At 75.1% G+C, this 12263-nt stretch carries 10 protein-coding genes; 2 read left to right on the top strand and 8 right to left on the bottom strand.

Going from position 1 to position 12263, the window contains the following annotated elements:
* Window positions 1-2 precede the first annotated feature (2 nt).
* The gene (locus ACZ6J5_RS11895) at window positions 3-872 is read right to left on the bottom strand and encodes a Rossmann-fold NAD(P)-binding domain-containing protein (RefSeq protein ID WP_469390320.1); all 870 of its coding nucleotides are present in this window, start codon (window positions 870-872) and stop codon (window positions 3-5) included.
* Window positions 873-953: 81 nt separating this feature from the next.
* Here ACZ6J5_RS11895 and ACZ6J5_RS11890 point away from each other — a divergent pair, with 81 nt between their 5' ends.
* Together ACZ6J5_RS11890 and ACZ6J5_RS11885 are read left to right on the top strand one after the other, a co-directional pair.
* Entirely contained in the window at window positions 954-1889 is a 936-nt protein-coding gene (locus ACZ6J5_RS11890) for an AraC family transcriptional regulator (RefSeq protein WP_469390318.1), read from the top strand.
* Window positions 1890-1954: 65 nt separating this feature from the next.
* Window positions 1955-2944, top strand: a complete 990-nt coding sequence (locus tag ACZ6J5_RS11885) for a class I SAM-dependent methyltransferase (RefSeq protein ID WP_469390316.1) — start codon at window positions 1955-1957, stop codon at window positions 2942-2944.
* Window positions 2945-2974: 30 nt separating this feature from the next.
* Here ACZ6J5_RS11885 and ACZ6J5_RS11880 read toward each other — a convergent pair whose 3' ends face one another.
* The 7 genes from ACZ6J5_RS11880 to ACZ6J5_RS11850 all read right to left on the bottom strand — a co-directional run bounded on the left by ACZ6J5_RS11880 (window position 2975) and on the right by ACZ6J5_RS11850 (window position 12234).
* Window positions 2975-3424, bottom strand: coding sequence for an RICIN domain-containing protein (locus tag ACZ6J5_RS11880; RefSeq protein WP_469390314.1), 450 nt, complete (start codon window positions 3422-3424; stop codon window positions 2975-2977).
* Between the two features lie 4 nt (window positions 3425-3428).
* Window positions 3429-4223: an aldo/keto reductase gene (locus tag ACZ6J5_RS11875; protein ID WP_469390543.1), complete on the bottom strand. Its 795-nt coding sequence runs from the start codon at window positions 4221-4223 to the stop codon at window positions 3429-3431.
* Between the two features lie 171 nt (window positions 4224-4394).
* Entirely contained in the window at window positions 4395-5144 is a 750-nt protein-coding gene (locus ACZ6J5_RS11870; RefSeq protein ID WP_469390312.1) for an ABC transporter ATP-binding protein, read from the bottom strand.
* Window positions 5141-7819 (bottom strand): ABC transporter permease subunit, encoded by a 2679-nt coding sequence (locus ACZ6J5_RS11865; protein ID WP_469390310.1) that lies wholly within the window; start codon window positions 7817-7819, stop codon window positions 5141-5143. Before ACZ6J5_RS11865 ends, ACZ6J5_RS11870 begins: the two co-directional genes overlap by 4 nt.
* Window positions 7820-7831: 12 nt before the next feature.
* Window positions 7832-9100: an ABC transporter substrate-binding protein gene (locus tag ACZ6J5_RS11860; RefSeq protein WP_469390308.1), complete on the bottom strand. Its 1269-nt coding sequence runs from the start codon at window positions 9098-9100 to the stop codon at window positions 7832-7834.
* Window positions 9101-9190: 90 nt separating this feature from the next.
* A complete protein-coding gene (locus ACZ6J5_RS11855; protein WP_469390306.1) occupies window positions 9191-11020 on the bottom strand; it encodes an AMP-dependent synthetase/ligase in 1830 nt (609 codons plus the stop codon).
* A 347-nt stretch (window positions 11021-11367) separates the two neighbouring features.
* Window positions 11368-12234 carry a LysR substrate-binding domain-containing protein gene (locus ACZ6J5_RS11850; protein WP_469390542.1) on the bottom strand — a complete coding sequence of 289 codons (867 nt, stop codon included), beginning with the start codon at window positions 12232-12234 and terminating at the stop codon, window positions 11368-11370.
* Window positions 12235-12263: the final 29 nt, after the last annotated feature.

The following is a 12263-nucleotide window of genomic DNA, read 5'->3' as shown; positions in this document are numbered from 1 at the left end:
CCTCACGCCCGCTTCCCGAACGCCCCCTCCGCGTACGCCGTGAAGTCGACCGGGTCCCGCCCGAGGACGCGCTTCACCCCGTCCGTCACCGCCGTGTTGCGCCCGTCGAGCAGGGCCGTGAACAGGCCCGACAGCCACACCGCCTCCGGCTCCGGCAGCCCGAACCCGGTCAGCAGCTCCGCGTACTCCCGCTCGCTCACCGGCACGTACACCACCTCGTGCCCGGCGGCCCGGGAGAGCTCCGCCGCCACCTCGGCGAAGGTCAGCGCCCTCGGCCCGGTCACGTCGTGGACCCGGCCCGCGTGCTCGTCCCGCAGCAGCGTCGCCACGATCACGTCCGCGAGGTCGTCCGCGTCCACGAACGGCTCCGCCGTACCGCCCGCCGGGAACGCGAGCGTGCCCGCCGCGACCCCCTCCGCGAACAGCCCCTCGTCGAAGTTCTGCGTGAAGAACGCGGCGCGCACCACGCCCAGTTCGATCCCCGAGGCCCGCAGCGCCTCCTCCGCCGCCACCGCCTCGGGCTCGCCCCGCCCGGACAGCAGCGTCACCCGCCGCACCCCGCGCGCCACCGCCAGCTCGCCGAACTCCCGCAGCGCCTCGGCGGCGCCCGGCGCGGCGAGGTCCGGGTAGTAGTTCACGTACGCGGCGTCCGCGCCTTCCAGGGCGGGGCCCCAGGTCGCCGGGTCCGCCCAGTCGAAGCGGGTGGTCCCCGCCCGCGAGCCGGCGCGCACCGCCGCCCCGTGCTCCGCCAGCCGCCGCGCCACCCGGCTCCCGGTCTTCCCGGTCGCGGCCGTCACCAGGACGGTCGGGGCCGGGGCCCCGGAGGTCGTGGCCGGCGTCGATTCCCGCGTGTCGTTCGATGAGTTCGTCATGGCTCCACCCTCGCGCCCCGGCCGCCGCGTTCCCATGCTCCATCGGCTCGCCCGCATACGCGTGCGTCTACGCTGGCCGCCATGGACGCACTCGCCGGACTGCTCGACGGGCCGAGGGCCCGGGGCGCCTTCATCCTGCGCATGGTGATGGACCCGCCCTGGTCCGTACGGATCGAGGACCGGGCCCCGCTCTGCCTGATGTGCGTCACCTCCGGCGAGGCGTGGATCGTGCCCGACGGCGGCCCGCCCGTGCTGCTGCGCCCCGGCGACATCGCCGTCGCCCGAGGCCCCGTCCCGTACACCGTCGCCCACGCCCCCGACGCCCCGCCGACCGCCGTCATCGGCCCCGGCGGCGCCTGCGCCACCCTCGGCGGCGAGCCGCTCGCCGAGTCGATGAGCCTGGGCGTCCGGACCTGGGGCAACGCCCGCGACGGCGGCACCGGCGTGCTCGTCGGCACCTACCAGCTCGCCGGCGAGGTCGACCGCCGGCTCCTCGACGCGCTGCCGGGCCTGCTCCACCTGCCCGCCGAGGTCTGGAACTGCCCGCTCACGCCCTTCCTGGAGGAGGAGGTCTCCCGCGACGAACCCGGCCAGAGCGTCGTCCTCGACCGGGTCCTCGACCTGCTCCTGATCGCCGCCGTCCGCGCCTGGTTCGCCCGGCCCGGCGCCGAGGCGCCCGGCTGGTACCGGGCGATGGGCGACCCGGTGGTCGGGCGCGCGCTGCGGCTGCTCCAGCGGGACCCGGCCCACCCCTGGACCGTCGCCTCGCTCGCCGAGAAGGCCGGCGTCTCCCGCGCCGCGCTCGCCCGCCGCTTCACCGAGCTGGTGGGGAAGCCGCCGATGGCGTACCTCACCGGCCGCCGCATCGACCTCGCCGCCGACCTGCTGCGGCGCACCGACGCGACCGTCGAGGCCGTCGCCCGCCAGGTCGGCTACGGCGGTGCCTTCGCGCTGAGCGCCGCCTTCAAACGGGCCCGGGGCATGAGCCCGCAGGAGTACCGGAACGCCCGGGACTGAAACCTGCGCTTGCCGGAACGGCAAGTTTCCTCGCGCTTCCGGCAGCGGCGGCGCACGCTGTCCCCATGAGCGCACACGACCTCCACGACGGACACCGGCACGGCCACGGCGCGGCGCACGGCGAGGCCCCCGGCGGGACCGACGCCCACGCCCACGGCACCGGCCACGCCCACGGCACCGGCACCGGCCACGCCCACTCCCACGACCACACCGACCTCGACTGGGCCGAGCTCGCCCCGCTCCTCACCGTGCAGGCCGAGACCGCGAGCCCCCTCTACACCGAGGCCGCCGCCTGGCTCGCCGGGCTCGCCCCCGCCGGGCGGGTCCGCCGGGTCCTGGACTTCGGCAGCGGCCCCGGCGTCGTCACCGCCCTGCTCGCCGAGGCCTTCCCGGAGGCGGAGGTCGTCGCCGTCGACGCGACCCCCGCGCTCCTCGCCCTGGCCGCCGAGCGCGCCGAGGCCCGAGGGCTCGGCGGCCGGGTCAGCACCCTGCGCGCCGAACTCCCCGCCGACTTCGACAGCCTCGGCACCGCCGACCTGATCTGGGCCAGCCACTCCCTGCACCACATCGGCGACCAGCAGGCCGCGCTCACCGCCTTCGCCAAGGTGCTGAACCCCGGCGGGCTCATCGCCCTCGCCGAGGGCGGGCTGCCGGCCCGCCACCTGCCGTGGAACGCGGGGGTCGGCCGGCCGGGCCTGGAGGCCCGGATCGACGCCGCCGCGGCCGACTGGTTCGGCGCCATGCGGGCCTCGCTGCCCGACGCCAAGGACGAGAGGGACGACTGGAACGCGCTGCTCACCGGCGCGGGCCTGACCCCGAGCGGCACCCGCAGCTTCCTCTCCGACATCCCCGCGCCGCTGCCGGACGCCGTACGCGGCCAGATCGTCGCGCACTACGAGCGGCAGCGCGAGGGGCTGGCCGGGAGCCTCGCCGACGACGACCGCGCGGCCCTCGACCGGCTCCTCGACCCGGCCGACCCGCTCTCGCTGCACCGCCGGGCCGACCTGTTCCTGCTCTCCGCCCGTACCGTCCACACCGGACGCAAGGACGGCTGAGCGTCCCGGGCCGCACGGGCCCGGGAGCGCTCAGGACACCGGCTCCAGGCGCCACCACTGCGCCGGGGAGTCGGTGTCCTCCCACTGCCGGACGGCGGCGCCGTCCTCCGTCGAGCCCTCCGCCACCTCCAGGAGCAGCCCGCTGACGAAGCTGACCAGCGCCACCGTGCCCGGCGACTGGAGGTCCTCCTCGATGGTCCACTCCTGGGCACCGAAGTTGTTCGGCTTCCACTGCTGGATCGCCGCGCCGTTCTCGGTCGAGGCGCCCTTCACGTCCAGGCGCTTGCCCCCGGCCACGTTCACCAGGTGGTACAGGCCGCCGCCGTTCGGGACCGGCGCGATGTGCCAGTGCTGGCCCGGACCTCCCCGGTCCAGGCCCTGCCGCACCGGCGCCCCGCCGCGCGTCGAGCCCTCGAACACCTCCAGGAGCAGCCCGCTGGCCACGTTCCGCACCCGGTAGACCCCCTCCGCGACCCGCATCCGGTCAGGCTCCGACGTGGAACTCGGCCGGGTCCGGGCCCAGTCGGCGGCCCTCGTCGAGGGCGGCGAGGCCCGCGAGGTCCTCGGCGTCGAGCTCGAAGCCGAAGACGTCGATGTTCTCGGCGATGCGGGACGGGGTCACCGACTTCGGGATCACCACGTTGCCCACCTGGATGTGCCAGCGCAGCACCACCTGGGCGGGCGTACGGGCGTGCTTGCGGGCGATGGCCACGATCGCCGGGACGTCGAGCAGCCCCCGGCCCTGGCCCAGCGGGGACCACGCCTCGGTCGCGATGCCGTACCGCTCGTGCACGGCGCGCAGCGCGGTCTGCTGGAGCTGCGGGTGCAGCTCGACCTGGTTGACCGCCGGCACCACCGAGGTCTCGCCGATCAGGCGCTCCAGGTGCTCGGCGTGGAAGTTGGAGACGCCGATGGCGCGGGCGCGCCCGTCGGCCAGGATCTTCTCGAAGGCGCGGTACGTGTCGACGTACGCGTCCTTGTTCGGCACCGGCCAGTGGATCAGGTACAGGTCGACGTGGTCCAGGCCCAGCTTGGCCAGGGAGTCGTCGAAGGCGCGCAGGGTGGAGTCGTAGCCCTGCTCGCTGTTCCACAGCTTGGTGGTGACGAAGAGCTCCTCGCGGGGGAGCCCCGAGGCGGCGAGGGCCTTGCCGGTGCCGGCCTCGTTGCCGTAGATGGCGGCGGTGTCGATGGAGCGGTAGCCCGCCTCCAGGGCCGTGCCGACGGCCTGCTCGGCCTCCGCGTCCGGCACCTGCCAGACGCCGAAGCCGAGCTGCGGCATCCGCACGCCGTTGTTGAGGGTGAGGAAGGGGACCTTGCTGTCCGTGCTCACGAGCGGTCGATCCTTACGTTGTGGTCCGTTGCCGGTGGCGCGCCGCCGGTGTCGCATGTCCGGTGCCGCGTCCCCGGCGTCACATTTCCGGTGTCAGCTTCAACGATCCGCGCGCCGATCTCATTCCGCAGTGCCGGGGCCCTCCCCGGCCGTCCCCAGATAGGCGGCCCGCACCCGGGGGTCCGCCCGCACCCGCTCGGCCGGACCCTCGGCGAGGACCCGCCCGAGGTCGAGGACCACGACCCGGGCGCACAGCTCCATCACGAAGGAGACGTGGTGCTCCACGAGCAGCACCGCGCACCCCTCCTCCTCGGCCATGTGCCGCACCACGGCGGCGAGCCGGCCGCGTTCCCCGGCGGACATGCCGGAGGCGGGCTCGTCCAGCAGGAGCAGCCGGGGCGGGTCGGCCAGCGCCCGCGCCAGCTCGGCCATCCGGGCCTGCCCGACCGGCAGCGCGCCCGCGTACGCCCCGGCCAGCGCGTCGAGGCCGCAGGAGCGCAGCACCTCGGCGGCGCGCGAGCGGCGGGCCGGCAGCGGGCCCCGGCGCCACTCCTGGGCGACCACCAGGTTGTCCGTCACCGTCAGCTGGCCGAAGAGCTGCTGGCGCTGGAAGGTGCGCCGCACCCCGTGCCGGGCCCGCCACACGGGGGAGCGGCGCGAGATGTCCGTACCGTCGAGGAGGATCCGGCCGCGGTCCGGGCGGCGGATGCCCGACAGCACGTCGAAGAGGGTGGTCTTGCCCGCCCCGTTGGGGCCGATGAGGCCGCAGATCTCGCCGGGGCGGACGGTGACGGCCACGTCGTCGAGCGCGCGGACCCCGCCGAAGCGGACCCCGATGCCCCGGGCGTCGAGCAGCGCGTTCCCGCTCATGCGCGGGCCCCCATTCCCAGGTAGGCGTCGGCGAGCCGGTCGGCGTCGGCCTCGGCGCGCGGCCCGCACCACACGATCCGGCCCTCGGCCAGATAGGCGACGGTGTCCGCGAGGCCCAGCGCCTCGGCGGCCTTCTCCTCGACGAGGAGCAGCGCGGTGCCCCGGGAGCGGAGTTCGGCGAGGAGCTGGAAGACCTCGTCGACGATCCGGGGCGCGAGCCCGAGGGAGGGTTCGTCGGCGACGAGGACGGCGGGCGGCCGCTGGAGCAGCGGGGCGAGGGCCAGCAGTTGCTGCTCGCCGCCGGAGAGCGAGCCGGCGGGCACGGTGCGGCGGGCGGCCAGCCCGGGGAAGCGGGTGTAGACGGCCTCGCGGTCGGCCGCCTCGGGGAGCTGGAGGGCCAGGTTCTCCTCGATGGACAGGCCCGCGAAGATGCCCCGCCCCTCGGGCGCGAGCCGCACCCCGCGCCGGGCGCGGGCGACGGCGCCGTCCCCGCCCGCCTCGGCGCCGTCGATCCGGACGGCACCGCTCCGGGCCGCGAGGAGGCCCCCGGCGACCCGGCACAGGGTGGACTTCCCGGCGCCGTTGGCCCCGAGCACGGCGACGATCTCGCCGGGGCGCACCAGCAGGTCCACCCCGTGCAGCACGTCCGCGCCGCCGCCGTGGCCGGCGTGTACGGCGGTGAGCTCCAGGGCGGCGGGCCGGGGCGGCGGGACCGGGGCGGGGCCGGTCGTGGCCGAGGCCCGCGCGGCGGCCTTCGCCCGGCGGGCGGCCCAGCGGGCGGGGAGGGCCGCCGCGTAGCCGTCGGGGTCGTTGGCGAGGGCGAGACCGGCGAGGCCGAACAGCACGACGGGGAGGTGGGCCGACTCGGTCACGTACCCGGCGAGGAACTGCGGGGCCACCGCGTACACCAGGCCCGCGAGCACCGCGTACTGCGGGCGCCGCACCCCGGCGGCGACCGCCACCGCCAGCCACACCAGGCCCGTCATGGCCGGGAAGTCGGTGGCGGTGATCCGGGTGTTGTACGAGGCGTAGAGCACGCCGCCGAAGCCGGCGAGGGCCGCCGAGACCGTGAACACCAGCAGTTTGGTACGCACCACCGACACCCCCGAGGCCGCGGCGGCGGCCGGGGCGGAGCGGACCGCGAGCATGGCCCGGCCGCGGCGGGAGTTCCGCAGCCGGGTGAGCCCGGCGACGCCGAGGGCGCTCAGCACCACCAGGGCGACGCCCATCGCCCGGTCGTCGGTCAGGTCGAGCGGGCCGAGGACCGGGCGCGGGATCTCCCAGCCGGTGTCGCCGTTGCGCAGCCACCCGAACTGGAAGAGGACCTGGTCGGCGAGGAAGGCGAGGGCGAGCGTGGCCAGGGCCAGCGAGCGTCCGCCGAGGCGCAGCGCGGGCAGCGCCACCACGGCGCCGAGCAGGGCGGCGACCGCCGTGCCCGCGAGCGCGGCGGCGGCGAACGGCCAGCCTCGGCTCATCAGCAGCCCGGCGACGAGCGCGGCTCCGGTGACGAACGTGGCCTGGGCGAGCGAGACCATCGCGCCGAGCCCGGTGACGACGGTGAAGGAGAGGAAGACCAGGCCGACGGCGAGGCCCTGGGCGAGGATCCCGCTCCAGAACGGGGTGGTGACGGTGTAGAAGGCCGTGCACAGCAGCGCCCCGGCGAGCGCCCACGGCCCCCAGCGGCGCAGCGGGCCGAGCCCCGCGAGCCGGTCGTCGGGCGGCGGGTCGGCGGCGGCGGTGCCGGCGGCCCGCTCCCGGCGGGCCAGCAGCACGAGTCCGGCGAACAGGATGAGGAACGGCACCGCCGTGCGGAAGCCGGTCAGTCCCTCGGCGAAACTCGCGTACCCGGCCACCAGGTTCTGCACCACGCCCAGCGCCAGCCCGCCCGCGAACGCGAGCGGTACGGAGGTGAAGCGGCCGAGGACCGCCGCGGTCGCCGAGACGAAGAGGAAGAGGGTGTAGTCGTGCGCGGAGAGCCCGAGCAGCGGGGTGGCGAGCACCCCGGCGAGCCCGGCGAGGGCGGAGGAGAGCATCCAGGCGACGGAGGAGAGCCGGTCGGCGTCCACGCCCCGCAGCTCGGCGAGGGAGCGGTTGTCGACGGTGGCGCGCAGCCGCAGCCCGAGCCGGGTGCGGCGCAGCAGCACCCACAGTCCGGCCGCGACCGCCGCCGTCACCAGCCAGGTGATCAGCTGGTCGGAGTCGACGCCGACCCCGTCGACGCCGAGGCCCGCGAAGGGCTGCCAGGAGACGGCCGGGCTGGGGCCGACGCCGGGCAGCCCGAACTGGTTCTCGGCCGGTCTGACGGGTGCCCCGGCCCGCTCCAGCAGCTCCACCGCCCACAGTCCGGCGGCGGGGAGCGCGACCAGCAGGCCGATGGTCGCCGTGATCCGCGCGGTTTCGCCGACCGTGGCGAGCTTGCGGAACATCAGCCGGTCCAGCGCCCAGCCGAGCGCGGGCGCGACACCGAGGACGAGCAGCAGGGCGGTGGGGACGGCGGGCCAGCCGAAGCCGGAGTGGAGCTCGTAGAAGGCCAGCGCGCACAGGTAGGCGGTGGCGCCGTGCGCGAAGTTGAAGAGGCCGGAGGCGGCGGAGGAGAGCACGAGGCCGGTCGCGAGCAGCGCGTACAGCGCCCCGGAGACCAGCCCGCTCAGCACGAAGCCCAGGAGGTCGCCCACGTGACCGCGCCCCTAGCCGAAGGGGATCGGCGGGTAGCAGCGGAACGGCACGGCCACCTCGTAGCGTCCGTCCTTCAGGCGCACCAGCGCGCCGCAGCCGAAGCTCTCCTTCTGCCCCTTGGGCTCGGCCCGGTCGCCGACGAGGGTGCCGGTGTCGGAGAAGCCGGCCGCCGCCTTCTGGAAGGACTCGACGCTGAGGTCCTTGCCCGCCTTGGCGGCGATGGCGAGGAAGAGGTCGGCGCTCATGTAGCCGGTGAGCATGTGCATGTTGAGCGGCACGTCCTTGCCGCCCGCCGCCTGCCGGATGTCCGCCTTGAAGCGGCTCATCGCGGGGCTGTCGGACTCGAAGGGCTGGAACTGCAGCAGTACGAGGACCCCGTCGAGGGCCTGCCGGGTGGCGTCCTTGGCGAGCAGCCCCGGGTCGTAGTCGGTCGGATCGGTGAGCAGGCCCCGGTAGCCGGCCCGCTTGAGCGCGGTGAACAGGCCGATGTTGTAGGGGGTCTGCATCACCGACACCACGGCGTCGGGCGCCTTGCCGCCGGGTCCGGAGCGCAGGATCTCCTTGGTGTACGCGGACCAGTCGCTCGGCAGCGAGGTGGCGGGCACCGACGCCTTGGCGTAGGCGAGGGTGAAGCCGGCCGCCTTGAAGCCCTGGGTGAAGGTGCGGATGCCGAAGCGTCCGGCGTCGCTGTCCCCGCCGATCAGGGCGACCGAGCGGCCCTTCGCGCCACCGAGGACCTGGGCGAGGCCCTCGGGCCAGGTCTGGTTGAGGGTGCCGCCGGGGGTGGGGACGAGGCAGCCGTTGAAGCCGTAGATGTGCTTCGGGCCGCAGAAGGAGGGCAGGGTGCCCCAGCCGACGGTGGGGACGGCCTGGTCGTCGAGGAAGTCGGCCCCGGCGAAGGTCACCGAGCTCATCGGCGCGACCGCGAACACCTTCTCCGACTGGACCAGTTTGCGGGCGGCGGCGAGGTTGCGCGCCGGGTCCTGGCCGTCGTCCTCGGCGCCCAGGTACTCGATCCGGCGCCCGCCCACGCCGCCCTCGGCGTTGGCGCGGGCGTAGCGGGCGCGGGCGCCGAGGTCGGTGTCCTTCTTGGAGTAGCCGCTGGCGCTGGTCATGGAGACGATCCCGCCGACCTTGATCGAGTCGGCGGTCACTCCGCGTACGGTCCCCTTGGCGTCCCCGGGCTTCGCCGGATCGCCGCCGGTGGAGGCGGAGTTGCAGGCGGTGGCCAGGAGCAGGGCCGCCGCCGCGGTGGCGAGGGTGCGGATCGTTCTGGACACGGTCGGTCATCCCTCCGTCGGGTGACCGCATTCTGTGAGTGACCTGATGAACCGTCAATAACTGATGCATCGTCAATTACCGGCTGCGGCTCAGCCGTAGAGTGCCTCGACCTCCACCGCGTACGCCTTCTCGATCGCCTTGCGCTTCAGTTTCAGCGAGGGCGTGAGCAGCCCGTGCTCCTCGCTGAAGGGATGGCCCAGGATGCGGAAGGTGCGGATCGACTCCGCCTGCGAGACCGCCGTGTTCGCCGTCACCACCGCGCGCCGGATCTCCGCCTCCAGGACCGGGTCCCGCACCAGCTCGGCCGCCGGCAGCGGCGCCAGGTTCCGCATCGAGAGCCAGTGGTCCACCGCCTCCTGGTCCAGGGTCACCAGGGCCGCGATGTACGGGCGGTCGTTGCCGACGACGAGGCACTGGGCGACCAGTGGATGGTTGCGCACCCGCTCCTCCAGGCCGGAGGGGGCGACGCTCTTGCCGCCCGAGGTCACCAGGATCTCCTTCTTCCGCCCGGTGATCGTCAGATAGCCGTCCTCGTCCAGGACGCCGAGGTCGCCGGTGGCCAGCCAGCCGTCGTTGAGGACCGAGGCCGTCGCGCGCGGGTCGTTGAGATAGCCGGAGAAGACCTGCCCGCCGTGCAGCCAGACCTCGCCGTCCTCCGCGATGTGCACCGTCGTCCCCGGCACCGGCTGCCCCACCGTGCCGTACTTGGTGCGCTCCGGCGGATTCGCCGTCGCCGCCGCCGACGACTCCGTCAGGCCGTACCCCTCGAAGACCGTGACGCCGGCGCCCTCGAAGAAGAGCCCCAGCCGCCGGTCCATGGCCGAGCCGCCCGACATCGCGTGCCGCACCCGCCCGCCCAGCGCCTCGCGGACCTTCCCGTACACGGTCTTCTCGAAGAACTGGTGCTGCATCCGCAGCGCCGCCGAGGGGCCCGGACCGATGCCGAAGGCCCGGTGCTCCAGCGCCTCCGCGTAGCGGACCGCGACGTCCACCGCCTTGTCGAACGGGCCCCGCTTCCCCTCCGCCTCGGCCCGCCGCCGGGCGGCCCGGAAGACCTTCTCGAACACGTACGGCACCGCCAGCACGAAGCTCGGCCGGAACGCGGCCAGGTCCGGCAGCAGCTCCGACGCCCCCATCACCGGCTGGTGGCCCAGCTTCACCCCGGCCCGCACCGCCGCCACCTGCACCATCCGCCCGAAGACATGCGCCAGCGGCAGGAAGAGCAGCGTGGCCGCGGCGTCCCCCGGGCGGGAGCGGAAGACCGGCTCCCAGCGCCCGACCAGCATGTCCGTCTCGAACATGAAGTTGGCGTGGGTGATCACGCAGCCCTTGGGACGGCCGGTCGTCCCCGAGGTGTAGATGACGGTCGCCACCGAGTCCGGGGTCACCGCCCGCCGGTGCCGGTGCACCACGTCCTCGTCGATGTCGGCACCCGCCTCGACCAGCTCCGCGACCGCGCCCCGGCCCGCGTCGAGCTGCCACAGGCGCTGCAGCCGGGGCAGCCGGTCGATCACCGAGCCGACGGTCATCGCGTGGTCCTCGTGCTCCACCACGCAGGCGGTCACCTCGGCGTCGTGCAGCATCCAGAGGACCTGCTCGGCGGAGGAGGTCGGATAGACCGGGACCGGCTGCGCGCCCAGCGTCCACAGCGCGAAGTCGAAGAGCGTCCACTCGTAGCGGGTCCGCGACATGATCGCGACCCGGTCGCCGAACCGCACCCCGTGCGCGATCAGCCCCTTCGCCAGGGCCAGCACCTCGTCCCGGAACGCGGCGGCGGTCACATCCCGCCAGATCCCCTCCGCGTCCTTGCGGCCGAGGGCGACCCGGTCCGGCTCCCGCTCGGCATGATCGAACACGGCGTCCGCCAGACCGCCGACCTGAGGCGCCGCTTCGACGGGCGGCACGGTGAACTCGCGCACTGACCTGCTCCTCGCCCGCTCGATGTAGCGATCCGTACGGCGCCGGTGACGGTACCCCAACGGGCGCACGGGCGGGAGGGCCTTCACCAAGCCGCGACCTTGACCGTATCCACAGGTCAGGCCCGGAGAACCGGGCAACTGGAGGGAGCCGGGGCCCCGTTGTGTGACCGGCGGTAAGCCGGGGCGGCCGGAATCTCCACGGAATCTGTACGGAGCACTCACCGACCATCCCTGGGCCCGGGGGCGCAAGAGGGAACTCGGCCGTTCTCACCGACGGCCGCGCCCGCCCGGCGCCCCACCCCGCTGGCCTCGGCCGCACGCGCCCGCCCGGCGCCCCGCCCCGCGCCTCAGCGGGGCCGGTGGAGCCGGTCGCCGCCCGCGAGGATCGCCGCCGCCAGCGCGTCCGCCGCGTCCTGCGTGGCGCCGCCCCGGCCCCCCTTGAGCAGCACGAAGTCCACCGCGCCCAGCTCCGGGAGGCCCGCGCGGACCGGGACCTCCGTCAGGCCCGGCGGGACCAGGCCCCGGGTGTGGGCCATCACCCCGAGCCCCGCGCGGGCCGCCGCCACGTTCGCGCTCAGGCTGCTGCTGGTGCACGCGATCCGCCACGGCCGCCCCTGCTCCCGCAGCGCCTCCAGGGCCCGGGCCCGGGTGATCCCCGGCGGCGGGAAGACGATCAGCGGCACCGGGCGTTCCGGATCCAGCCGCAGCCGGGGCGAGCCGATCCACACCAGCGTGTCCTGCCAGACCAGCTCCCCGCCGGTCTCGTCGCCGCGCCGCTTGGCCAGGATCAGATCGAGCCGCCCGGCCGCCAGCCGCGCCTGGAGGGTCCCCGACAGCTCCACCGTCAGCTCCAGGTCCACCTCCGGGTGCTCGCGGCGGAAGGCCTCCAGGATCTCCGGCAGCCGGGTCGTCACGAAGTCCTCCGAGGCCCCGAAGCGCAGCCGCCCGCGCAGCCGGGTCCCGGTGAAGAAGGCCGCCGCGCGCTCGTGCGCCTCCAGGATCGCGCGCGCGAAGCCCAGCATCGCCTCGCCGTCCTCGGTCAGCTCCACGCCGTGGGTGTCCCGGACGAACAGCGGCCGGCCGGTCGCCTCCTCCAGGCGCCGCACGTGCTGGCTCACGGTCGACTGGCGCACCCCGAGCCGCCGCGCCGCCTGCGTGAAGCTGAGGGTCTGCGCGACCGCGAGGAAGGTGCGCAGCTGGGCCGGCTCGTACACGGTGGCGGTCACGCCCCGACCGTACCCCG

The sequence above is a fragment of the Streptomyces sp. NPDC042100 genome (genome assembly GCF_055582325.1).
Note: the sequence above shows the minus strand (reverse complement) of the source record. Positions and strands in the feature narration are given on the sequence as shown.

Excerpts from the sequence above, each read along its gene's own strand:
- ACZ6J5_RS11895 (WP_469390320.1), bottom strand. The coding sequence starts at position 872 with ATGACGAACTCATCGAACGACACGCGGGAATCGACGCCGGCCACGACC.
- ACZ6J5_RS11890 (WP_469390318.1), top strand. The coding sequence starts at position 954 with ATGGACGCACTCGCCGGACTGCTCGACGGGCCGAGGGCCCGGGGCGCC.
- ACZ6J5_RS11885 (WP_469390316.1), top strand. The coding sequence starts at position 1,955 with ATGAGCGCACACGACCTCCACGACGGACACCGGCACGGCCACGGCGCG.
- ACZ6J5_RS11880 (WP_469390314.1), bottom strand. The coding sequence starts at position 3,424 with ATGCGGGTCGCGGAGGGGGTCTACCGGGTGCGGAACGTGGCCAGCGGG.
- ACZ6J5_RS11875 (WP_469390543.1), bottom strand. The coding sequence starts at position 4,223 with ATGCCGCAGCTCGGCTTCGGCGTCTGGCAGGTGCCGGACGCGGAGGCC.
- ACZ6J5_RS11870 (WP_469390312.1), bottom strand. The coding sequence starts at position 5,144 with ATGAGCGGGAACGCGCTGCTCGACGCCCGGGGCATCGGGGTCCGCTTC.